Source organism: Stenotrophomonas sp. 2YAF26 (assembly GCF_052114625.1).
In the GTDB taxonomy this organism is placed as follows: domain Bacteria; phylum Pseudomonadota; class Gammaproteobacteria; order Xanthomonadales; family Xanthomonadaceae; genus Stenotrophomonas; species Stenotrophomonas indicatrix.
The window spans coordinates 120,456-144,125 of sequence record NZ_JBFRFC010000009.1; the positions used below are offsets into that span (position 1 = coordinate 120,456).

Annotated in this window: 17 protein-coding genes and 2 pseudogenes; 6 read left to right on the forward strand and 13 right to left on the reverse strand. The window is 66.4% G+C overall.

Features of this window, described 5'->3' with window-relative positions; genetic code table 11:
* Genes nagA through AB4Y98_RS11760 form a run of 4 tightly spaced genes read right to left on the reverse strand, consistent with a single transcriptional unit; the run spans window position 1 to window position 4,584 of the window.
* Complete coding sequence (nagA, locus tag AB4Y98_RS11745) at window positions 1-1,149, reverse strand: N-acetylglucosamine-6-phosphate deacetylase (protein ID WP_363731606.1); 1,149 nt, start codon at window positions 1,147-1,149, stop codon at window positions 1-3.
* A complete protein-coding gene (locus AB4Y98_RS11750; protein ID WP_312109323.1) occupies window positions 1,149-2,177 on the reverse strand; it encodes an SIS domain-containing protein in 1,029 nt (342 codons plus the stop codon). The genes nagA and AB4Y98_RS11750 overlap by 1 nt, the downstream gene beginning before the upstream one ends.
* 7 nt (window positions 2,178-2,184) lie before the next feature.
* Window positions 2,185-3,252 (reverse strand): LacI family DNA-binding transcriptional regulator, encoded by a 1,068-nt coding sequence (locus AB4Y98_RS11755; protein WP_025878684.1) that lies wholly within the window; start codon window positions 3,250-3,252, stop codon window positions 2,185-2,187.
* 39 nt (window positions 3,253-3,291) lie between these two features.
* Window positions 3,292-4,584, reverse strand: coding sequence for a sugar MFS transporter (locus AB4Y98_RS11760; protein ID WP_025878685.1), 1,293 nt, complete (start codon window positions 4,582-4,584; stop codon window positions 3,292-3,294).
* 384 nt (window positions 4,585-4,968) lie between these two features.
* On the opposite strand from AB4Y98_RS11760, the gene AB4Y98_RS11765 reads away from it, so the two are divergent.
* From AB4Y98_RS11765 to AB4Y98_RS11775, 3 genes are all read left to right on the forward strand, one after another.
* Window positions 4,969-5,985, forward strand: a complete 1,017-nt coding sequence (locus AB4Y98_RS11765) for a glucokinase family protein (RefSeq protein ID WP_442244404.1) — start codon at window positions 4,969-4,971, stop codon at window positions 5,983-5,985.
* Window positions 5,986-6,127: 142 nt separating this feature from the next.
* Entirely contained in the window at window positions 6,128-8,791 is a 2,664-nt protein-coding gene (locus AB4Y98_RS11770) for a TonB-dependent receptor (RefSeq protein ID WP_363731596.1), read from the forward strand.
* Window positions 8,792-8,903: 112 nt separating this feature from the next.
* Complete coding sequence (locus AB4Y98_RS11775) at window positions 8,904-11,258, forward strand: beta-N-acetylhexosaminidase (RefSeq protein ID WP_442244405.1); 2,355 nt, start codon at window positions 8,904-8,906, stop codon at window positions 11,256-11,258.
* 84 nt (window positions 11,259-11,342) lie between these two features.
* Here AB4Y98_RS11775 and AB4Y98_RS11780 read toward each other — a convergent pair whose 3' ends face one another.
* Entirely contained in the window at window positions 11,343-11,735 is a 393-nt protein-coding gene (locus AB4Y98_RS11780; RefSeq protein ID WP_230111317.1) for a VanZ family protein, read from the reverse strand.
* On the reverse strand, window positions 11,732-12,916 hold the full coding sequence (locus AB4Y98_RS11785; RefSeq protein ID WP_442244406.1) for a class I SAM-dependent methyltransferase: 1,185 nt from the start codon (window positions 12,914-12,916) through the stop codon (window positions 11,732-11,734). The genes AB4Y98_RS11780 and AB4Y98_RS11785 overlap by 4 nt, the downstream gene beginning before the upstream one ends.
* A gap of 59 nt (window positions 12,917-12,975) precedes the next feature.
* On the opposite strand from AB4Y98_RS11785, the gene AB4Y98_RS11790 reads away from it, so the two are divergent.
* Window positions 12,976-13,713 carry a pteridine reductase gene (locus tag AB4Y98_RS11790; protein WP_025878691.1) on the forward strand — a complete coding sequence of 246 codons (738 nt, stop codon included), beginning with the start codon at window positions 12,976-12,978 and terminating at the stop codon, window positions 13,711-13,713.
* Between the two features lie 26 nt (window positions 13,714-13,739).
* Here AB4Y98_RS11790 and folK read toward each other — a convergent pair.
* Window positions 13,740-14,036 (reverse strand): annotated as a pseudogene (folK, locus tag AB4Y98_RS11795) (2-amino-4-hydroxy-6-hydroxymethyldihydropteridine diphosphokinase); the annotation flags it as partial.
* Between the two features lie 93 nt (window positions 14,037-14,129).
* Here folK and AB4Y98_RS11800 point away from each other — a divergent pair.
* Window positions 14,130-14,873, forward strand: a complete 744-nt coding sequence (locus AB4Y98_RS11800) for a 20S proteasome subunit A/B (RefSeq protein ID WP_442244407.1) — start codon at window positions 14,130-14,132, stop codon at window positions 14,871-14,873.
* A 76-nt stretch (window positions 14,874-14,949) separates the two neighbouring features.
* Here AB4Y98_RS11800 and AB4Y98_RS11805 read toward each other — a convergent pair whose 3' ends face one another.
* From AB4Y98_RS11805 to AB4Y98_RS11820, 4 genes and pseudogenes are all read right to left on the reverse strand, one after another.
* Entirely contained in the window at window positions 14,950-16,461 is a 1,512-nt protein-coding gene (locus tag AB4Y98_RS11805; protein WP_312786956.1) for an ATP-binding response regulator, read from the reverse strand.
* 4 nt (window positions 16,462-16,465) lie between these two features.
* On the reverse strand, window positions 16,466-16,906 hold the full coding sequence (locus AB4Y98_RS11810; RefSeq protein ID WP_025878695.1) for a response regulator: 441 nt from the start codon (window positions 16,904-16,906) through the stop codon (window positions 16,466-16,468).
* Window positions 16,903-18,720 (reverse strand): sensor histidine kinase, encoded by a 1,818-nt coding sequence (locus AB4Y98_RS11815; RefSeq protein WP_312786955.1) that lies wholly within the window; start codon window positions 18,718-18,720, stop codon window positions 16,903-16,905. The genes AB4Y98_RS11810 and AB4Y98_RS11815 overlap by 4 nt, the downstream gene beginning before the upstream one ends.
* Window positions 18,721-18,920: 200 nt before the next feature.
* A pseudogene (locus AB4Y98_RS11820) lies at window positions 18,921-19,157 on the reverse strand (BON domain-containing protein); the annotation flags it as partial.
* Window positions 19,158-19,492: 335 nt separating this feature from the next.
* Here AB4Y98_RS11820 and AB4Y98_RS11825 point away from each other — a divergent pair.
* Window positions 19,493-20,536, forward strand: coding sequence for an oxidoreductase (locus AB4Y98_RS11825; RefSeq protein WP_442244408.1), 1,044 nt, complete (start codon window positions 19,493-19,495; stop codon window positions 20,534-20,536).
* 558 nt (window positions 20,537-21,094) lie between these two features.
* Here the strand turns inward: AB4Y98_RS11825 and AB4Y98_RS11830 are convergent.
* Window positions 21,095-23,014, reverse strand: coding sequence for a potassium transporter Kup (locus AB4Y98_RS11830; RefSeq protein ID WP_394198101.1), 1,920 nt, complete (start codon window positions 23,012-23,014; stop codon window positions 21,095-21,097).
* 49 nt (window positions 23,015-23,063) lie between these two features.
* Window positions 23,064-23,657, reverse strand: coding sequence for a Holliday junction branch migration protein RuvA (ruvA, locus tag AB4Y98_RS11835; protein ID WP_025874676.1), 594 nt, complete (start codon window positions 23,655-23,657; stop codon window positions 23,064-23,066).
* Between the last annotated feature and the right edge of the window lie 13 nt (window positions 23,658-23,670).

Consider the following 23,670-nt stretch of genomic DNA (forward strand, 5'->3'; position numbering starts at 1 on the left):
TCAAGCGGCCTCGTACTGGCCGGCGATCCACGTACCACGCACCTGCAGCGCATCGTCCAGCAGCACCAGGTCGGCCTGGTAACCCTCGGCGATATGACCCAGGCGATCATCGACATTGAGGAACTGCGCCGGATAGGTCGAGGCCATGCGTGCGGCTTCGGCCAGCGGCTGGCGCAGCAGCTGCACGGTGTTGCGCACGGCGGTGGCCATGTCCAGCGCCGAGCCGGCCAGCGAGCCGGCCGCGTTGCGCACTACGCCGTCGATGGCAGTGATGGTTTCGCCATACAGCACGTAGCTGGGATCGTCCGCACCGACCGGCGGCATCGCATCGGTCACCAGCAGCAGGCGGCCGCGCGGCTTGGCCGCCAGCGCCACGCGCAGGCTGGCCGGATGCACGTGCACGCCATCGACGATGATGCCGATCCAGCTGTCGCGATCTTCCAGCGCCGCGCCGACCGCACCGGGCTCGCGCCCCTGCAGCGGTGACATCGCGTTGTACAGATGGGTGAAGCCACGCACGCCGGCATCGAGGCCGGCACGGATCTCTTCATAGGTACCGGCGGTGTGGCCAGCGGCAACGATCACACCGCGTTCGACCAGCGCGCGGATGGTCTCCAGCGGCACGCGCTCCGGCGCCAGGGTCAGCAGGGTCACGCCGTTGTCCAGCGACGACGCCAGTTCGATCTCTTCCGCGTCCGGTACGCGGAACTTGCTGGCATCGTGCGTGCCTTTGCGCGCCGGTGCGATGTATGGCCCTTCCAGGTGGATGCCGATCACGCCTGGCACGCCCTGCGCAATGGCCTCGCGCATCGCAGCGATCGCCTCGCGCATCACACCCAGGTCATCGCTGATCAGGGTCGGCAGCATCGCGGTGGTGCCGAAGCGGCGATGCGCACGCGCAATCGTGCGCAGCGACGCCACGTCGGGCGTGTTGTTGAACAGCGCGCCACCACCGCCATTGACCTGTACATCGATGAAGCCGGGCAGCAGCCAGCCGCCCCCCAGGTCCACCTGCTCGTCGGCCTTGCCCAGCTGCGGCGCAGCGTCGGGCAGCAGCGCGCTGATGTGGCCGTCTTCGATCACCACCGCAAGATCGTCGCGGAACTCATCGCCGGCAAGAATGCGGGCATTGCGCAGCACGGTTGCCATCACACCGTCTCCGTCACCTTGTTCAGATGCGGCGGCAGATCCGGGTTGAAGCCGCGGCGCAGCGCCAGCGCATTGATCGCGCGGTAGAAGCTCTGCACCGTCAGCAGCGGCGCACACAGCGGATGCGGCGCGGCAGCGACCGGCAGGTTGCCGCCGGCACCGGCCAGCCACACCTGGGCGCCACGTGCGGTGAATTCTTCGGCCACGGCACGAGTGCCGGCGCCGGTTTCATCAGGCTGGGCGAAGGCCAGCACCGGGAAGCCGCGATCGACCAGCGCCATCGGCCCATGCTTGACCTCGGCCGAGCTGTAGGCCTCGGCGTGCAGGCTGCAGGTTTCCTTGAACTTCAGCGCGGCCTCCTGCGCCGCGCCGAGGCCCAGGCCACGGCCGAGCACGAACAGGTTGTTGGCCTCCACCAGGCCATCGGTCACTGCGCTCCAGTCGCACTGCCAGGCCTCGCGCATCGCATCGGGCAGCAGGTCCAGTGCATTGCGCAGCGCGCTGTCCTGCTTCCAGTACGCCGCCAGTTGCAGCAGCGCGGACAACGAAGCGAGGTAGCTCTTGGTCGCGGCCACGCTTTTCTCCACGCCGGCATGCAGCGGAATGACCGTGTCGGCCAGTTGTGCCAGCGGAGAATCCTCGACGTTGACCAGCGCCACCACGCGCGCGCCAGCGGCCTTGGCCGCTTCGGCATTGCGCAGCAGGTCCGGGCTCTTGCCGGACTGCGAGATAACAATGAACAACGCACCGCGCAGCTGCAGCGGTGCCGCGTAGACCGAGCCCACCGATGGCGAGGCCGAGGCAACGACCAGGCCCAGCTGGGTTTCCAGCAGGTACTTGCCGTAGGTGGCGGCATGGTCGGAGCTGCCACGTGCGCAGGTCACCACGAACGGCGGCGGCGCAGCGCGCAGGCTGGCTGCCAGCGTCTCCATCACGGCGTGGTTGCGGGCGAACTGGCGGGCAACGACCTCGGCCGCTTCGGCGGCCTCGGCGAACATCAGGGTGGAGGTGGGATCGGACAGCGACATGGCAGGCTCAGGAAGGATCGGAAGGAAGGGGACGCGCGGCAGCAGGACGCATCGGTGCGGTCGAGCCGCGCACCACCAGTTGCGGCACGAAGCCCTGGTTGTGCAGCGGCGCCGGCGCATCGTCGTAGGCATCGCTGCGCAGCTGTGCGATCAGCAGGCGCGCGGCATGGCGGGCGATGTCTTCGGTGGCCTGCTTGGCGGTGGTCAGCGGCGGCCACGACTGGCGCGAGAACGGACTGTCCTCGAAGCCGGCAATGGACAGGTCGTAGGGCACGTTCATGCCGGCCGACTTCGCTGCGGCCAGCACGCCGGCGGCGATTTCATCGTTGGAACCGAAGATGGCGGTGGGCGGTTCGCGCAGTGCCAGCAGGCGCCGCGCACCGCGGAAGCCGTCGTCGAAGGTGTAGTCGCCCTGCACCACCAGATGCTTGTCCACGGTCATGCCGTAGTCTTTCAGCGCGGCCTCGTAACCGGCGTAGCGCTCGCCCGACGATCGGTGCGAGGTGCCACCCCAGAGGAAACCGATGCGCTGGTGGCCCAGCTGGATCAGGTGCTCGGTGATTTCGTAGGCGGCTTCGCGGTCGTCGACGAACACGCAAGCGCCATCGGCCGGATCTTCGGTGGCCGCGATGATCCGCACCAGCTTGATGCCGCGCGCGGTGAGCGCCTGAACCAGGTCGCGACGTTCGGACATCGGTGCGGTCAGCACCAGCCCGGCCAGGCGCGAGCGCTGCACCCAGTCGGCCAGTTCATCGGCCAGCAGCGGCGAACTGGAATCGCACGGATGGATCTGCAGGCCGAAGCCGGTTTCGCGGCAGGCCGCGAGCACACCGTTCTGCACGCCGATGATGTGGTACGGGTTGGGGTTGTCGTACACCAGCCCGATCACGAAGGTGGTGCCGCTGCGCAGGTTGCGCGCCGACGGATCGGGTTCGTAGTCGAGCTCGGCAATGGCACGCAGCACCCGCGCACGGGTGGCCTGCATCACCGAGGGCTCGTTGTTGATCACCCGCGACACCGTCTTCAGCGAGACCTTGGCCTTTTCGGCAACGTCCTTGATGGTCGCTCTGCGCATCGGCTTTTCCTGGGGTTGGCTGCCGTCCATCATCGCCGATCAGACCTTGTCCTGCGGCAGGCCGACGCGATGGCCGACCACCGAGTAGAACAGGATGTACAGATAGCAGGGCACCATCAGCAGCAGGAACACCAGCTGGAAGTCGATGTGCTGCTTGAGCACGGCAAACAGCTGCGGAATGATCGCGCCGCCGGCGATGCCCATGACCAGCAGCGCCGAACCGGTTTCGGTGAAGCGGCCCAGGCCACGGATCGCCAGCGGGAAGATCGCCGGCCACATCATCGCGTTGGCAAAGCCCAGCAGTGCCACGAAGGCGACCGACACATAGCCGTGGGTGAAGAAGGCGCCCAGGCAGAACAGCACGCCCAATACCGCCGAGACGGTCAGGTAGCGCGACTGCGAGACCACTCGCGGGATCAACACCAGGCCGACCACGTAGCCGATGAGCATCGCAAACAGGGTGAACGCGGTGAACATCTTGGTCTGGTCCAGCGGCAGGTCGAAGCCATGACCGTAGGTACCGATGGCATCACCGGCCATCACTTCCACGCCGACGTAGACGAACAGGCAGAGCACGCCCAGCCACAGATGCGGGAACTGGAAGATGCTGCTGCGCTCGGCCTTGCCTGGCACGCCGGCCGGTGTGGCATTGGCCTCGGAGGCCTTGATTTCGGGCAGCGGCGAGAACAATACCGCCACCGCCAGCAGCACCAGCAAACCGGCCATGGCCAGATACGGCGCGTGGATCTTGGCCGCGAACTGGTTGAGCAGCGTGGCCTTGGTGGCCGCATCGGCGGCCTGCACCTGAGCGTCGAGATCACCGATGCCATGCAGCACCAGGGTGCCGATCAATATCGGCGCAAGGATGCCAGCGATCTTGTTGCAGATGCCCATCATCGCGATGCGCCGTGCGGCGGTTTCGATCGGGCCGAGGATGGAGATGTACGGGTTGATCGCGGTCTGCAGCAGCGCAAGGCCGCTACCGATCACGAACAGGCCGCCCAGTGCACCGGGATACCAGCGCTGGGTGGCGAATTCACCGAACAACGCCGCACCACCGGCCATCACCAGCAGGCTCAGGCTCAGGCCTTTTTTCATGCCGGTGCGGCGCAGGATCCACGACGCCGGCAGGGCCAGGAAGAAGTAGGACAGGTAGAACACCATCAGCACCAGGAAGGCGCCGACCTCGCTCAGCTCGAAGGCGAGTTTGACGAAGGTGATCAACGGGCCGTTGAGCCAGGTGAAGAAGCCGATCAGGAAGAACAGCACGCCGACGATGGCGATGGACGAGGCCACGTTCGGGCGTGCGCTTGCAGCGGGGACGGCTGACATCAGGAAGGCTCCTGCGGCGACGGCCGCAGAACACGGCGTCGGAGAGTGGCTGGGAACAACGTTGTCACATTCTTTCGATGGACAGCGACCGTTTGTCAACTTCCCTGCACGGGTCACCACACCTCATGTTGCACTGCGCAAGCGCGCTGCACGGCCATCCGCTGAATGCGCTTGGCCCTTGAAGCCCCTTGCTGCAACGGTTCCGCCCGGGATGCAGTACTCACGCCATGTAAACGTTTACGGCGATCTGCATTCGTTGCGGCGCAGCAACGAAAGTGTCACGAACTCGTTGACATCGTTGTCAACGCGGTTACAGACTCCGCCCAATCGCCGGCTCCATCGTTGCCCTTCCCGGGGCCGGCCCCACCTGCAGCAGGAGCCCGCGTGACCGCCAGCCATCCCGCCCCGGCCCATGTCCTGTCCCGCGTCGCGCCCTCGTTCCTGGCTGCCGACGTTGGCGGCACCCATGTGCGTGTCGCCCGGGTCCAGGCCAGCGGCGACGATGCCCATCCGGTGCAGGTGCTCGATTACCGCAAGTACCGCAACGCCGACCACGCCGGGCTCAGCGCGATCCTCGCCGACTTCCTGGCCGAAGGCCCGCGCCCGTCGCACTGCGTGGTCGCCACCGCTGGCTATGCCCGCGAAGACGGCACAGTGATCACCGCCAATGTGCCGTGGCCGTTGTCGGCGCGGCAGATCGAGGCCGACGTCGGCCTGCAGCGGGTGCACATCGTCAACGACTTCGAAGCCGTGGCCTATGCGGCCGCGCAGGTCGATGCCAGCGGCGTGCTGCACCTGTGCGGACCGGAGACGGCGCCGCGCGGCCCGACCCTGGTGGTCGGCCCTGGCACCGGCCTGGGTGCAGCGCTGTGGATTCCCACGGCCAACGGTCCGGTGGTGCTGGCCACCGAAGCCGGCCAGCCCACCCTGGCCGCCAGCACCGAACTGGAAATGGCGATCGTCCGCCACATGCAACGCGACCGCGCGCACGTGTCGATCGAACATGCCATTTCCGGTCCTGGCCTGATGAACCTGTACCGCGCGATCTGCGCACTGCAGGACCAGGCGCCGGCGCTGGCCAGCCCCGATGCGGTCACCGCCGCAGCAATGGCAGACACCGATCCGCTGGCACGACAGGCGCTGGATGTGTTCTGCGGCCTGCTCGGCAGCACCATCGGCGACATGGCCCTGTTCTATGGCGCCCACGGCGGGGTTTACCTGGCCGGTGGAATCCTGCCGCAGATCCGCGAGTACCTGCGCACCAGCACCTTCGTCGAACGCTACCTGCAGAAGGGGCCGATGGGCGAGGCGCTGGCACGCATCCCGGTGAAGGTGGTCGAACACGGACAGCTGGGCGTGATCGGCGCTGCCAGCTGGTACCTGCTCCACGCCGACGCCTGAACCTGAAACGGCTTCAACGCAATCGCAGCACGCAGTACGTGGCACGCCAATGCCCGGGACATCGCCGCCGCCCCGCGCACGTCATCGCAACCGCAATCCCATATCGCCGCCGGCATCCAATCGAGTGATGAGGAGAGACATCATGAATACCCGCAAGACCTTGCTTTCGGCCGCCATCATCAGCTGCATCGCCTTCAGTGCGCACGCGCAGCAGGCCGCCCAGACCGCCACCGATCTGGACACCGTCACCGTCACCGGTATCCGCGGTTCGATGGAAAAGTCGCTGGACACCAAGCGCGACGCCAATGCGCGCGTGGAAGTGGTCACCGCCGAAGACGTGGGCAAGCTGCCGGCGCACAACGTTGCCGACACCCTGCAGCGCCTGCCGGGCGTCAATATCAGCTCGTCCAGCGCCGATGAAGGCGGCTTCGACGAAGCCGACCGTGTCAGCCTGCGCGGCACCAGCCCCAGCCTCACCCAGACCCTGATCAATGGCCACACCGTCGGTTCGGCCGACTGGTTCGTGCTCAGCCAGGGCAACAACGTCGGCCGCAGCGTCAGCTACTCGCTGCTGCCGTCGGAACTGGTCAGCTCGGTTGAAGTGAACAAGTCCTCGCAGGCCAAGCTGCAGGACGGCGGCACCACCGGTACCGTCAACATCATCACCCGCAAGCCGCTGGAGTTCTCCAAGCAGTTCACCGCTGAAGGCTCGATCGGCATGGTGCGTTCGGACCAGGCCAAGTCGAATGACCCGCAGTACTCGGCATTGTTCAACTACAAGAACGAAGAAAACACCTTCGGCGTGATGGTGCAGGGCTTCAGCCAGAAGCGCGAACTGCGCCGTGAAGCACAGGAAATTCCGGGCGGCTTCTTCAAGATCGGCGCCGGTGATCCGGTTGCCAAGACCAATCCGGACCTGATCGGCGTCAACGTTCCCGGCCTGCTGGGTTCAACCCTGTTCGAACAGACCCGTGAGCGCAAGGGTGGCCTGGTCTCGCTGCAGTTCAAGCCGACCGACACCCTTACCCTGGGCCTGAACGGTTTCAGCTCCGAGCTGAAGGCGAACAACTACAACCGCAACTTCATGATGTTCGGCAACAGCTTCGCCAAAGTGCAGGCGCCGAACCCGGGCTATGTGGTCAAGGATGGCGTGCTGACCAACGCCACCTATGCAGGCGTGCCCGGCACCAACTACGCGGTGTACGACATGATCTACCGCGAGTCGAAGGCCAAGTCGAGCTACGTCACCTTCGATGCCGACTGGCAGATCAGCGACAGCCTGACGGCCAAGTTCCAAGCCGGCAGCACCAAGGGCACTGGTGAGACCCCGCGCCAGTACATCGCCGAGGTCACCGTTGGAAGCGGCGGTGGCGCCAGCTGGGCTACCCATGGCGCCGGCTCGCCGATCGACTGGAACGTCGGCGGCGACCTTTCGCCCAACGGCGTGACCAGCTTCGGCACCTGGGGCAACCAGCAGGTCACCGCCGAAGACAAGGAGAAGTGGGCCACGCTCGACTTCAACCAGTACTTCAACGACGGCGGCGTGCTGAGCTCCATCGACTTCGGTCTGCGCTTTGCCGACCACAAGCGCGAAGCGCTGTCGCCGGAAGGTGCAACGCCGGGTGATATCTGGAGCGCGCTGAAGAACGGTGCCACCTCCAACTATCCGAACGGCTTCGCTGGTGATATCGGCGGCACCTTCCCGCGCAACATCTGGTACTTCACCCCGGGTGCGTTGAAGGACGCGGTAACCAACAACTCCACCTGGCTGGCGGGCAACGACGGCCCGACCGGTCGCCACAACTACGGTGCCGAGTGGCAGGTGAAGGAAAAGAACTTCGCCGGCTACGTGCAGGCCAACTTCCGTGGTGACTGGTGGGCAGGCAACGTGGGCCTGCGTTACGTCAACATCAAGCAGGACATCAACACCTACAACGCGGTCAGCAATGCCGCCGATGCCGACGTCAGCAGCCTGTTCGGCATGTGGGAACGCGTGGCCTTCCAGAACAAGCGCAACCGCGTGCTGCCCAGCGCCAACATCAAGTTCGACCTGGACGACAAGCTGGTGCTGCGCGTAGCGGCCTCGCAGACCCAGACCCTGCCCGATTACTCGGCACTGGGTGCATCGTCCTACGGTTCGGATCTGAACCGGACCGGCGGCGGCGGCAATCCGAACCTGAAGCCGACCCTGTCCACCAACCTGGATGCCAATCTGGAGTGGTACTTCATGCCGCGCGGCCTGCTGTCGATCGGTGCGTACCACATGGACCTGAAGGACTACATCGCCTTCGACGTGGTTTCGCGCCAGCTGTACAGCGAACTGACCAACCAGCTTGAGACCTACCAGATCTCCACCCCGATCAATGCCGACGGCAAGGTCACGGGTGTGGAAGTGGCTTATGAGCAGCCGATCGGCGAGTACTTCGGCGTCAATGCCAACTACACCTACGCCAACGGCAGCACCGCGCACACCTGGTCGGACGGCTCGCACAACCTGCTGGGCACCTCGAAGAACACCTACAACGTAGGTGCCTACTTCGAGAACGAGCGCTTCGGCGCGCGGGTCAGCTACACCCACCGCTCCTCGTTCCTGATCAGCCTGTCGGGCACCAACCCGTACTACCAGGATGACTTCGGCACGCTGTCGGCGTCGCTGAGCTTCAAGGCCACCGACTGGCTGAGCATCAGCCTGGATGGCCTGAACCTCAACAACCCGACCTACAAGTACTACCAGACCGCGGCCATTCCGACCTCGTTCTACAGCAACGGTCGCCAGTACTACCTGAACTTCCGCTTCAAGTACTGATCCAACGGCAGCCTCATCGCCGAGTCGTGCACGCACGCCGGGCCTGGGTCATTCCGGGCCCGGCGTTTTTCATGTATAGCGAACATCGCACCCGATTCAAGGAGTCCTTCCGATGACGAAGCCCACCCGCGCCAGGATGCGCAGCCTTCTGTTGCTGGGCAGCCTGCTGGCCGCCCTGCCCGTGCTGCCGGCACTGGCCGCCGATGCCCCGGCACTCGATACCGGCCCCGGACCGCAGTTGCGCGCCGGCAGCCTGATGTTGATTCCCGCACCGGCCAACGTGCAGCGAGGCAACGGCGCGGGCATCACTGTCGGCGCGGGCACCGTGTTGCATGCCGATGGCGAAGCCGCACAGCGCGTCGCTGCACAGTTCGCCGATCTGCTGGCGCGCAGTGGTGGGCCGCGCCTGGCAGTGGCCAACGGCAAGGCCGTCACCAAGGGCGGCAGCATCCGCTTCCAGATCGTGCCGACCTTCCGCGACAGTGGCGAGGGCTACACGCTGGAAAGCACCGCGCAGGGCGTGGTGGTGCAGGCCGGCAACGAGTCCGGCCTGTTCTACGGCGCCACCACGCTGGCCCAGCTCGCCACCGGCGGCAGCAACGGCGTGCTGCCGGCCGTGCAGATCCAGGATGCGCCGCGTTTCAGCTGGCGCGGCTTCATGCTCGACTCGGCGCGGCACTTCCAGAGCCTGGACGAGATCAAGCGCGTGCTCGATGCGATGGCCGCGCACAAGCTCAACACCTTCCATTGGCACCTGACCGACGACCAGGGCTGGCGCATGGAGATCAAGCGCTACCCGAGGCTGACCGAGGTCGGCAGCTGCCGACTGCCGGCCGGTGACGGCGGCATCGATCCGGTCAGCGGCAAGGAGCATCCGTACTGCGGCTTCTATTCGCAGGACCAGATCCGCGAAGTGATCGCGTACGCGGCCGCGCTGCATATCCAGGTGATTCCGGAGATCGATGTCCCCGGCCACGCCACCGCTGCCATCGCTGCCTATCCGGAACTTGGCACGATCAACACGCCACTGAAGCCGTTGAGCGAATGGGGCGTGTTCCCGAACCTGTTCAACGTCGAGGACGGCACCGTTACCTTCCTGGAAAACGTGCTGGAAGAAGTCATCGCCCTGTTCCCGGCCAGGTATGTGCATGTGGGTGGCGACGAGGCGGTGAAGGACCAGTGGGAGGCATCAAAACAGGTGCAGCAGCGCATGCGCGCGCTCGGCATCAAGGATGAGATGGCCATGCAGAGCCACATCATCAAGCGCCTGGAAACCTTCCTGGAACAACACGACCGCCGCCTGATCGGCTGGGACGAAATCCTTGAGGGCGGCCTGCCGCCGCAGGCCACGGTAATGTCCTGGCGCGGCACCGAAGGCGGCCTTGCTGCGGCCAGCGCCGGCCACGATGTGGTGATGTCGCCGGTCAGTCACCTGTACTTGGATTACCTGCAGACGGCCTCGCCAAACGAACCGCCGGGCCGGCCGACGCAGGTGAACCTGGCCAAGCTCTACAACTACGAACCGGTGCCGGCCGAACTGGCCGCCGACAAGCGCGGGCACATCCTCGGCCTGCAGGCGAACATGTTCACCGAGCACACGCGCACCTACGCGCGTCTGCAGCACAACCTGTTCCCGCGCCTGGCCGCCGTGGCCGAGACCGGCTGGAGCACGCCGGAGCATCGCGATTTCCGCGACTTCCTGGCCCGCCTGCCCTCGCAGCTGCAGCGCTATCGCGCCTGGGGCCTGGCGTATGCGCAGACGCCGTTCGAAGTAGGCGTGGCCTACACCGATGACCGCGCGGCGAACACGGTGACCGTGTCACTGGCCAATCCGCTGGGCTATGAAGTGCGCTACAGCAACAACGGCCAGCCGGTGACCGCGCAGTCGCCGCTGTACCAGCAGCCTTTGACGTCCACGCTGCCAGCGACGGTGCAGGCGGCTGCGTTCTACCAGGGCCAGCCGCTGGCCGCGAAGCCGACGGAGGCGTCGTACACCACGCAGTCGCTGCTGTCGCGGCACAGCGAGGAACTGCGCAGCTGTGTCGGTGAGAAGGGCCTGGTACTGCGCCTGGAAGACGATGGTCCGCGCGAAGGTGCGCGTGCGGTGTTCACCGTCGATATCTTCCAGCCCTGCTGGCGTTGGCCGCAGGCGCAGTTCGATGGCATCGGCAGCGTGGAAGTGCGTGCGGGCCGCATTCCGTACTACTTCCAGCTGGCCCATGACGAGCCGAAGCGCCGCTTCGAGAAGGCCCGGAGCGCGCACGGCGAAATGCTGATCCGTCGCGGTGACTGCACGGGCAAGGTACTGGCGCAGGTGCCGCTGCCGGCGCAGACCAATGCAGACGGCTTCGTGACCCTGCGCGCGGATTTGCCGAAGGGCACCTCGGGTACGGGTGATCTGTGCATCAACTTCACCGGCGACACGCGCCCGGCGATGTGGGTGCTGGATGAGGTGACGCTTCGGTAGATGCCAACCCTGGTTGGCGCTTTACGGCGGGATCCACGCATGGCGTGGATCTACCGGTAGACGCCAACCTTGGTTGGCACGCCTTTACCCCCGCCAGCGCAGCAGGATGTCGCGCAGCGGGGTCAATGCGGTGGCCATCCCCGCCAACACGCCAATGGTGTTGGCCACCGCATCCATCGGATCAGCCATGCGATTGCTGGTCAACGCGCCCTGCGCGAACTCGATGCCGACGCCCATCAGTACCAGGCCAGCCCCCACCCACAGCAGTGGGCGGCCACGCCGGAACAACTGCACCGCGCTGCCGGCCAGGATGAAATAGGCCAGGAAATGCTCGCCCTTGTCGCTGTTTTCCGGCAGCGGGATCGGCGGTGGCGGAATCAGGCAGACCACGATCACCGTCAGCACCGCCAACACCCACAACGCGCTCCACAAGCGTGGCCGCCGCAGCGGTTTGATCACCGGCAACGCTGCACTCACAGGCGCCAGCTCAGGTCACCCAGTTCGAAGGCCGGTTCGAAATCGACGTCGCGCTGCAGGCCAATGGCCTGGAACCGCTCGCCCATCTCCGTTGGCAGGGTCAGCTTCTTCACCTGGTCGCGCAGCTGGATGCGGCCCACTTCATCGGTGCGCTCCTCGGCCAGGGTCAGCACCTGGTCCAGGCCGTTGCCAAGCAGGAAACTGGCCTGGCTGCAGTAACCGGCCAGCTCGAAACCGCCGTGCAGGCCGGCCTCGGCCATGGCAGTGAAATCGACCGACGCGGTGATGTCCTGCAGGCCCGGCCAACGATGGATCTCGTTGTGCACGTGATGGCGGTAGAACGCGCGCACGGTGCCGTCATCGCGCTCTTCCTGGTAGAACTCGCCCCGGTTGTAGCCGTAATCGACGAACAGCATCGCGCCGCGGCGCAGGCCACCGGCCACCGCCTGCAGCCAGTACGGCAGCTGCGGCAGCACCTCGGAACGGTAGCCATCGGCAAAGGGCTTTTCCAGATAACGTTCGAGATGGCGCACCGCGCCGTTGAGCAGCACGTCGGCCGGCTGCGCGCCACGGATGAAATTGCCCTGCCCGTCCAGTTCGACGGTTTCCTCATACACCTCGCCGTCCTTGATGAGGAAGCGCGGTGTCGGCAGCGCATCGATCACCTCGTTGGCGAACACCACGCCGTCCCAGTCGTCCTCGAACGGGCGATCAAGCCACTCCACCCGGCTGGCCAGCTCAGGCGGCAGGTTCTGCTGCAGACGCTCCTGCTGGCGCTGGCGCAGGTCCGCGCTGGGCTCGAGAATCGCGTAACGGGCCGGCAACGCGTCCAGCTCGGCCAGGCGCAGCAGCACCGCCTCGGCGAAGGCGCCGGTGCCGCCGCCCAGTTCCAGCATCCGTGCGTGCGCATCGAGCTGGCCGAACACCGGCGCCAGCGCATTGGCCACGCTGCCGGCGAACAGGCTGCCGAGTTCTGGTGCGGTGGTGAAATCGCCGCTGCCGCCGAATTTGCTGGCACCGGCGCTGTAGTAGCCCCAGCCCGGCGTGTACAGGCACAGCTCCATGAAGCGGGAGAATGGCATCGCCCCACCCTGTGCGAGGATCTCGGCACGCAGGGCGGCGGCCAGTTGATCGCTGTGGGCCTGGGCATCGGCTTCGGGCAGGGGGAAGGTAGGCTGCATGGCGTCTTCGAATGCGGTGACAATGGTGCACAGGATAGCCGAGCCTTGGAGGACCCTCGATGAGTGACACCGCCCCCGTGGCCCTGATCACCGGCAGCGCACGCCGGATCGGCGCAGCCATCGCCCGCCAGTTCCACGCCTGTGGCTGGTCAGTGGTGCTGCACGCGCATACCTCCAGCGCCGAACTGCAGCAGGCCGCCTTCAACCTGGACAACGAGCGCCCCGGCAGCGTGCTGGCGTTGCAGGCCGACCTGCGCGACGCCGATGCCCTGGCCGATCTGGTCGAGCAGGCGGTCACCCACTTCGGCCGCCTGGATGCGCTGGTCAACAACGCCTCCAACTTCTTCCCCACCCCGCTCGGCCAGGTCACCGCCGAGGCGATGGACGAGCTGTACGCGGTCAACGCGCGCGCGCCGCTGCTGCTGGCCCAGGCCGCCGCGCCTTACCTGCGCCGCCAGCACGGCTGCATCGTCAACCTGACCGACCTGCACGGCACCGACCCGATGCGCGACCACATTGCCTACACGATGGCCAAGGCGGCGCTGGAAATGGCGACCCGCTCGCTGGCGCTGGAACTGGCGCCGAAGGTGCGGGTGAACGCGGTGGCACCCGGTGCGATCCTGTGGCCGGAACAGGGCAAGGACGACTTCGCCCGCGAGGCGCTGCTGGCGCGCACGCCGCTGGCGCGGATCGGCACCGTCGAGGAAATCGCTGAAGCGGTGTACTGGCTGGCGGCCGAGGCCAGCTTCGTCACCGGCCACACGTTGCGCGTGGATGGTGGGCGTACGGTCAGCTGAAATGCTGCCGGCCAGCGGCCGGCACTACCGGTATCGGCCACATCGACGTCCAGGGTCCGGTCGGAGAAGCGCGGGCCACTGCGGTCACGACCATGCGCATCTTCCAGCGCATGCAGCCAGTCATCCAGTTCCTGCAGCGGCAGGTCGGTCTCGAGGGCAACGCCGTTGTTGAGGAAGGCCGGGCCGTCGAAACCGACGGCAGCGGTGCGGTAGGCGGCAGACACCTGCAGCGCGCCAAAGCGCTCGCGCAGGGCCGCCACCGCAGCGTGGAGGTAGCGGCGGGGATGGACGTTGCTGCCCAGGCTCAGGAGCACGGTGGTCATGCGGTTCCGGTGACGGCAATCAGGTGGAGCGCGGGCATGCCATCGTCACAACGGCCTGCCTACAATCCGGGACGCATATGATAGGGCACCGACATGACCTATTGCGTTGGAATCGAGGTGGACGAGGGCCTGGTCTTCGCCGCCGACACCCGCACCAATGCCGCGCTGGACGATGTCCGCGTGCACCGCAAACTGCACGTGTTCGAATACCCCGGCCAGGCCGCCTACGTGGTGATGGCCGCCGGCAACCTGGCCACGACCCAGTTGCTGGTGTCGCGGCTGAAGCGCGATGCCGACGAGCGGCGCACACCGAACCTGCGCGACATGGCCCATCTGTTCGAGGCTGCGGCCTACGTCGGCTCCCTGCTGGTGGACAGCCAGGTGCAGAGCCAGCACACCGAACACGGCCATGACGGGGTGAACACCCAGGCCACGCTGATCTTCGGTGGACAGATTGCCGGCGAGCAGCCCGGCCTGTACATGGTCTACCCGCTGGGCAACGCCATCGCCGCCTCGCCGGAAACGCCCTATCTGCAGATCGGTGAATCCAAGTACGGCAAGCCGATCCTGGATCGCATCCTGACCCCATCCACGCATCTGGAAGATGCCGCGCGCACGGCGATCGTTTCGCTCGATTCGACCATCCGTTCCAACCTGTCGGTGGGCCTGCCGGTCGACCTGGCGCTGCTGCGCGCCGGCGAACTGCGGATCAGCCAGCAGCTGCGGCTGGGCGCCGATTCACCGCTGTACGCCGACATCCACCAGAACTGGTCGCGGCGGCTGGAACAGGCGGTGGAAAGCCTGCCGCGGTTCCCGTGGGAACCCCAGGACCGGTAGTGCCGGCCGCTGGCCGGCATCTGCGTGTGGTCGGATCATTGCGGATGCCGGCCAGCGGCCGGCACTACCCCTGATTTCAGCCCAGCGCGTCGGCCACCGCGCGGAAGACCTGCTGCATCTGCAGCGGCTTGCGCAGCAGGTGCACCTCGATGCCAGCGGGGAACACATCAACCGGCATTTCCCCGGCAGCATCTTCCAGCACCAGCGCCGGGCCGCGATAACCGAGCGTGGCCATCTCGCCCAGCAGCTGGCTGGCCGACAACAGCTTGGAGCCGGCATCGGCAATCACCAGCGCCGGCATCGCCTCCTGCTGCATCCAGCGCAGCGCAGCCGGGCCATCGGAGGCCAGCTGCAGCTGATAGCCCTGGCTGGACAGCGCATTGCCCAACAGCGACAGGCGCGTGGCTTCACCATCGACCACCAGGATCGACTGGCCGCTGCCCAGCGCCACGAGCTGTTCGATCGGTTCGCCGCCCTCGGCGCTGGCATGCATCGGCAAGCGCAGCTCGAAGCAGGTGCCCCGCCCCAGCTGGCTGTCGACGTGGATGCTGCCACCGGCACCTTCAACGATGCGCTTGCAGGAAATCAGGCCCAGCCCGGTGCCATCGGCCTTGGTGGTGAAGAACGGGTTGAACAGGTGCGACAACGTGTCCGCATCCATGCCGGTGCCTTCATCGACCACCGCGATGCGCAGCCAGTCCTCGCCATCGCGCTGGCCACCATGGCTGGCGGTCAGGCTCAGGTTGCCACCCTGGGGCATCGCCTGGATCGCGTTGAGCGCCAGGTTCAACAACACCTGCTGCAACTCGGTGTAGTTGGCATCGACCACCAGCCCCTCATCCTCGACCACCAGGTCCAGGCGGACGCCATCGGGCACGTTGCTGCGCAACAGCAGCGCCACGGCCTGGAACAGGTCATCGATGTGGATGCGTTCGCTGGCCTTGCGCGAGCCACGCACGAACGACAGCATCGATTCGGCCATCTCATGGCCACGGCGACCGCACTCGGCGATCACGTCGGCCAGGTGGTGCAGCTGCGGATCTTCGGTACGCGCCTTCAGCAGGTCCGGCATGATCAGCAGCGGCTGCAGGATGTTCCGCAGATCGTGGCTGAGCCCGGCGGCCAGCAACGACAGGCTTTCCAGCCGTTGCGCGCGCATCAGCTCGGTTTCCACCCGCGAGCGCTCGATGGCGCTGCGTGCCTCACGCACCGCGCGCGCCACGGCCGACGGCAGGCGCGCCGGCTGGTGCTTGATGATGTAGTCGTTGGCTCCCTTCTGCAGGGCCGCCACCGCATTCTCCTCGCCCATGGTGCCGGAGACGAAGATGAAAGGTACCTCCGGCAACGCATCGCGCACGATGCGCAGCGCGTCGTCGCCGGAGAAGCCAGGCATGCTCAGGTCGGACAGGACAATGTCCGGCTGGAAGCGCGCCAGCGCATGGCGCAGGTCGTCCGCGCTCTCGACACGCTCGAAGGTGGCCTCAAGGCCTGCATCGAGCATCTGTTCGGACATCAGCTCGGCATCCTCCGGGGAATCTTCCACCAGCAGGATGCGCAATGCGCCGAGCGCGGGACCGGTCAGGGGCATGGGCCTACTCGATCTCCGGAGCCTGGTTGATCAGTGCCCAGAACTTGCCCAGGGTCTGCACTGCGCCGAAGAACTGGTCCACGTCCACCGGCTTGACCACGTACGCGTTCACGCCCATGTCCCAGCTGCGGGCCAGGTCGCTTTCCTCGCGCGAGGAGGACAGGATCACCACCGGCAACCGCTTCAGCTCATCGTGTTCGCGGATCTGCCGCAGCACTTCCAGGCCATCCATGCGCGGCATCTTGATGTCCAGCAGCAGCACCGCCGGCAGGCCCTCTTCGCGGCTGGCGAAGGCGCCACGGCGCAGCAGGTAATCCATCACTTCCACGCCGTCTTCGACGTGCACGATGGGATTGGCCAGGCGCGCTTCCTGCAGCGCATCGATCGCCATTTCGGCGTCGGCCGGGCTGTCTTCGGCCAGGAGGATGGTGCGCAGCGTCGTCATGCGATGGGGCCCTGTTTGTCCGTGTCGAGCACGGGGGGAAGATAGAAGTGGAAGGTGGCGCCAGCATCCGGTGCGGCTTCGGCCCAGATTCGGCCGCCATGGCGGGTCAGCACCCTGCGAACGCTGGCCAGGCCGATACCGGTACCGGGATAGTCGCTGGCCTTGTGCAGGCGCTGGAATACACCGAACAGCTTGCCGGCGTAGGCCATGTCAAAGCCTGCACCATTGTCGCTGACCGTGAACTGATGACCGCCATCGGGCTGCTGCTGGTAGTCAACGCGGACCTTGGCCGGCTCGCGGTTGGCTGAATACTTCACCGCGTTGCCCAGCAGGTTCAGCCAGACCTGGCGCAGCATGTTTTCGTCGCCCACCACGATCGGCAGCGGCGCGATGCTCCACTCCACCTGATGGGCGTGGCCACTGCTCTCGGCTTCGCTCTGCACGTTCGCGTCGAGCATCGCGCGCGTATCGGCCACCAGCGACTGCATGTCCACGGTCTGCTGGCGCATCGCCACGCGGCCCAGGCGCGAATAGACCAGAAGGTCGTCGATCAACGTGGCCATGCGCCGCGCTGAACCGGAGATCACCCCCAGGTAGTGCTGGCTCTTCTCGTCGGCAGCCTCGCCCAGATGGCGCGACAGCTTGTCCGAGAAACCGGCGACATGGCGCAGCGGCGCGCGCAGGTCGTGCGACACCGAGTAGCTGAACGCTTCCAGTTCGCGGTTGACCTCCGAGACCTGGGCAACCTTGCCCTCCAGCTGCCGGTTCAGTTCTTCAACGCGTGTCTGCACCGCACGCTGCACGGTCACATCGCTGACGGTCAGCAGCACCACTTCATCGTCGGTGTCAGGCAGCGGCATGCGCCGTGCGTTGAGCAGCATGTAACGGGACATGCCGTCGACGGTGCGTTGTTCATGTTCGAAATCCCACAGTTCGCGGCCGCGCAGCAACACATCGGCCAGACGCTGGCGCACCACCGGGTCACGCCACGCGCCCTCGCCTACGTCTTCCAGCAGCAGGCCGTCTGCGCGCTCATCCTGCAGCCCGTACAACTCGGAGAACGCGGGATTGTGCAGCTGCACGCGCAGCTCGCGATCCAGCAGCACGATCGGTTCGCGCACGGTCTGCAGCACCGACGCCGCGCGTGCCGCCGCGCGCTGCGACTGCCGCTCTGCCTGCAGGCGGCGGCCGATCTGCCGTTGCAGCAGCCACAGCACCAGGCCGAGCAGTGCCAGCTGCACCAGCAGCGAGCTCCACGACACGAAGTTGGTCTGCCGCTTCTGTCGCTCCGCCTGCGCGGTGCGCTGGGCCAGCAGCGCTTCCTCGCTGGCCTGCAGCTCTTCCACCAGGCCGCGGATCGGGTAGCGCGTGCTCAGGTCCTGCACCAGCTCGCGCTGGTCGCTGTTCGGCTCGGACTTCGCCAGTTCACGCGCAACCCCCAGCCGGCCTTCCAGCATCGACTGGATGCGGCCGATGCGGATCAGCTGGTCGGGATTGTCGCGGGTCATCCGGCCCAGTTCGGCCAGACGCTCGGGGATGTCGTTGGCCTTGCCCATGCGCTCGCGCAGGCCCGGCGCGTCCACGCCCTTGGACAGCGTCAACGCAGCAGATTCGATGTCGCGCACGTCGGTCTGCAGCTGCTGCAGGGCCACGGTCACCTGCTGGGTATGGGTCACCCAGCCCATGGCCAGTTCGTTGTCCTGCTGCAGTTTGCGCAGGGTCAACCACGGGACCACGATGATGGCTACCGCTGCCAGTGCCAAAGCAGGCAGTCGCCAGCGATCCCAGATGTCATCACTGAAAACCAGCGCCATAGTTCCTCGTCAGCTCAGCCGGGGAGTGCGATCCGGGCAGGACCGGCCACGGCGGAACCGGCAATATAGCGCAGCCGGTCACATCTCTGGGGCAATGGGTCATTCGGCGGGGCGCCCACCAGCACGTATCGAGCAGGCGCCACAGCACAAAACAGGGGCGCCCCCGTAGGAGCGCCCCTGCCGATAACCTGCGGCGTCGATCAACGCTTGGCGGCACTGACCTTCAGTGCGGCGGCATCAACGCGGGTCACGCCCTTGATGCCCTTGGCGGTGGCGATGGCCTTGTCATGCTCGGCCTTGGTGGCAACGGTGCCACTCAGGCTGACCACGCCATTGACCGTCTCCACCTTTACTTCGGTACCCGGCACATTGCTGCTGGCGAGCAGATCGGCCTTGACCTTGGTGGTGATCCAGCTGTCGGTGACCGGCTCGTTGGAATCATGGCGGTCTGCATGGGTCATCGCCGAATGATCGGTTTTCGGCGGGCTCTTCGCTGCGGCGTCCTGGGCGAATGCGGCCGAGGAGGACAGCGCCAGGCCCAGGGTGAGGGCGGAAGCCAACAGCGTACGGGTCGTGGTGCTCATCGTTTGGTTCTCCTACTGGTTGGTGCGCCCAGTGTCGCCAAGTGCTTGTAGTGCAGGCGTGGCGCTGCGGTCACGCTCACGTGAATGGGCGCACCCGCAGCGGGAATGGTTCAGCTTCCGGGCGCGTAGTCATCTCGTTTACCCTGAGGTTCCTGTCCTGCACTTCACGATCTGCGCGGAGTCCTCCCATGCGCCCTGAGCTGCAACTGGCCCTGATCGGCTACGGCCTTGCCGGCCGCGTCTTCCACGCCCCGCTGATCCAGCACACGCCGGGGCTGGCTCTGCACAGCGTGGTCAGTTCGCAGCGCGATACGCTGCTGCGCACCTTCAGCGACGTCCACGTACGCGCTACCGCACAGGAGGTCTTCGATGACCCTGCGGTAGATGCGGTGGTCATCGCCACGCCGAACGAACAGCACGCGCCATTGGCCATCGCCGCGCTGGCCGCCGGCAAGCATGTGCTGGTGGACAAGCCGTTCGCCGTGAGCGTGCGCGAAGCCGAACAGGTGCTGGCCGCAGCGCGCGACGCTGGACGCATCGCTACCGTGTTCCAGAACCGGCGGTTCGATGCGGACTTCCTGACCCTGCAGGCGCTGCTTGCCGACGGCACGCTCGGTGACATCGCCGAATGCCACGCACATTTCGACCGCTATCGTCCGCAGGTGCGCGAACGCTGGCGCGAGCAGGACGGGCCGGGCAGCGGCCTGTGGTACGACCTGGGGCCGCACCTGCTGGACCAGATGCTGGTGCTGTTCGGCTGTCCGCAGGCGATCGATGCGGACCTCGCCGTGCAGCGCGAAGGCGGCGCTGGTATCGACTATTTCCATGCGGTGCTTCACTACCCGCGCCATCGCGCGATCGTGCATGCCGGTTCACTGGTCGCTGCGCCTGCACCGCGTTTCGCCGTGCATGGCACGCGGGCCAGCTGGATCAAACATGGCCTGGACGTGCAGGAGGCGCAGCTGCGTCGCGGCATCGCGCCAGGTGCGCCGGGATGGGGCGTCGATCCGCGCCACGGCGAGCTGCTGCACTGCGATGCGGAGGACAACGTCCAGCGCAGCACCGTGGACAACCTGCCGGGCGACTACCGGCGCCTGTATGCCGACTTCGCGGCGGCGATGCAGGGTGAGGGCGAGCCGACGGTCAGCGCGCAGCAGGCGCTGCAGGTGATGCGGTTGCTGCAGGCGGGGATGGACAGCGCGCGCGAAGGGCGGCGGGTGCAGGTGGGGTGATCGGCAGGGCTGCGCCCTGCACCTGCCGAATCAACGTCAACGTCAACGCCAACGTCAACGTCAAAAGCGGGCATTCCGTGGGATGGCGGGGTGGGTCCGGTTGCGGGGGACGCTGCAAGTACGTCCCTGTAAGCTCGGTCGCCGCATCCATGCGGCTCACGCCCCCGCAACCGGACCCACCCCGCCTTCGACAGATCGCCGCGATCTGCCGGAATGCCATGGCCTGCTCCTGGTGGTTGTCGACCTTGGCCGACACGGCATGGCCTGCCTTTGGTGGGTGTCGACCTTGGTCGACACGGTAGATCCACGCCATGCGTGGATGGAACCGAGGAGCAGAGTGCGCTCGGCTTCTGGCGCGCGGCGCCTCCGAAAGTGGAGCCCCCTTGTTGTTCAAGGGGGCGCGCCGACAGGCGGGGGGTTAAGGCGGAATGCGCGGAACGCCGGCGCCAACGGCGCCTGCGTTTCAAGGGGGCGCGCCGACAGGCGGGGGGATAAGGTGGAATGCGGGCGGGGCCCACGATTTGCGCAGCAAATCGTGGGACGTAGCGCAGGTGGAGATTAAATCTCCACCTGCGCGCCCAGCTCTACGAGGCGGTTACCCGGAATCCGGAAGAAGCCCGTCGCCGGGGCGGCGTTCCTGTGCATCAGCGCGAACAGCTTGTCGCGCCAGATCGGCATGCCACGGTTGGCGGTGGCGACGATGGTCTCGCGGCTGGCGAAGAAGGTGGTGTCCATCGGGTCGAAGTAGATGCCGCCGTGGTCGCACGAGCGCATCAGCGCCAGCGGTACGTCGGGGGTCTCCATGAAGCCGAAACGCACGTAGACCCGGTAGAACTCATCGCCCACCGATTCGATCTTGAGGCGTTGCCCTTCCGCCGCGTACGGCACCGGCAAGGTCACCACATGCAGGAACACGTTGCGCTCGTGCAGCACCTTGTTGTGCTTGAGGTTGTGCATCAGCGCATGCGGGGCCACGGTCGGGTCGGCGGTGAGGAACACCGCGGTGCCGGGTACGCGTACCGGCGGCGCCAGCATCAGGCCCGGCAGGAAGGTGTCGATGCGGATGCCGTCCTTGCGGATCTCGTCGCGCAGCAACTCGCGGCCACGGCGCCAGGTGCGCATCATGGTAAACAGGAAGATGCCCAGCACCACCGGGAACCAGGCGCCCTGCAGCAGCTTGGCGCCGTTGGCGATGACAAAGCCCAGATCGATGATGAAGAACACCACGCACAAGGGCAGGATCCAGTTGCGTGCCTTGGGCCACAGCGAACGTGCAACCAGGGCCAGCAGCAGGGTATCGATCAGCATGGTGGCCGACACCGAGATGCCGTAGGCCACGGCCAGGTTGGACGAGCTGCGGAAGGCCAGCACCAGGCCGATCACCATCACCGCGATGCCCCAGTTGATGCCGGGGATGTAGATCTGGCCGATGGTGTCGTGCGAGGTGTGCTTGATGCGCATGCGCGGAATGTAGCCCAGCTGCATGGCCTGGCGCGAGACCGAGAACGCACCGGTGATCACCGACTGCGAGGCGATCACCGCAGCCATCGTGGCCAGGATGATCATCGGGTACAGCGCCCACGACGGCACCGCCTCGAAGAACGGGTTCTTCACCGCCTCGGGATGGTTGAGCACCAGCGCGCCCTGCCCCAGGTAGTTCAGCACCAGGCAGGGCAGCACGAAGAAGTACCAGGCGTGGCGGATCGGCTTGGCACCGAAGTGGCCCATGTCGGCGTACAGCGCCTCGCCACCGGTCACCGCCAGCACCACCGCGCCGAGGATGAAGATGCTGTGCCAGCCGTGCTCCATGAAGAAGCGGATCGCCCACCACGGGTTGAACGCCTTCAGCACTTCCGGCGCGTCGACGATGTTGTAGATGCCGATCGCGGCCAGCGAAATGAACCAGATCGAGGTGATCGGGCCGAACAGCTTGCCGATCTTCGCGGTACCGAAACGCTGCACCGCGAACACGGCCAGCAGCACCACCACGGTGATCGGCACGATGAAGGCGTGCAGCCCGGGCGCAGCGACCTCCAGGCCTTCGACCGCACCCAGCACCGATATCGCCGGGGTGATCACGCCATCGCCGAAGAACAGCGAGGCGCCGAATATGCCGAGGATGCCGACCACGTAGGCCGAACGCGACCCGTTGCGCAGCGTACGCTGGGTCAGCGCCATCAACGCCATGATGCCGCCCTCGCCGTCATTGTCGGCGCGCATGATGATGGTCACGTACTTCAGGGTGACCACGATGTTCAGCGCCCAGAACGCCAGCGACAGCACGCCCAGCACGGTGTCGTGGTCACTGCTGAGCCCGTAGTGGGGCGAGAACGCCTCCTTCAGGGTGTACAGCGGGCTTGTGCCGATATCGCCGAAGACCACGCCGATCGCACCGATGATCAGCGCCAGGCCCCCGGCGGGGGGAGCGTGACCATGGCCACCATGGGCGGCGGTGTGCGGGGTTTGACTGCTGGACATGGGGCTCCTGGCGAAGCTCAGGGTGTAATGGGAAAGAAAGCGGAGCGGCTCAGCGCAGCGCCGACTGCAGGGCCTTGCGGATGACGGTGGCCACTTCGTCGCCCTCGTTGAAGGCCTCGCGCGCCATCCGCGCCGCCTCGGTGGGCTTGTAGCCCAGCTGCTGCAGCGCCACGGTGGCATCGGACAGCGGATCGGCCGGGGCCGGGCCACTGCCGGTCGGCAGTGCGCCACCGGCACCGAACTGCGCCGCGCGGTCGCGCAGCTCCAGCACCATGCGCTCGGCGGTCTTCTTGCCGATGCCGGGGATGCGGGTCAGCGCGGTGATGTCGCCGGCCTGGACCATGCGGGCGAATTCTTCGACGGTGACCCCGGACAGCACGGCCAGCGCGATCTTCGCGCCGATGCCGCTGACCTTCTGCACGTCGCGGAACAGGCGGCGCTCGCCTTCGCGCAGGAAGCCGTACAGCGAGACGCTGTCTTCCTTCTGCGAATAATGAGTGTAGAGCGTGACCTCACGGCCCAGCTCGGGCAGGTCGTAGAAGGTGCTCATCGGCGCCTCCAGCTCGTAGCCCACCCCGTTGACGTCCACCACAAGCCACGGCGGCGCCTTGTAGGCGACGATTCCGCGCAGTCGACCGATCATTGCGTGCAGCTCC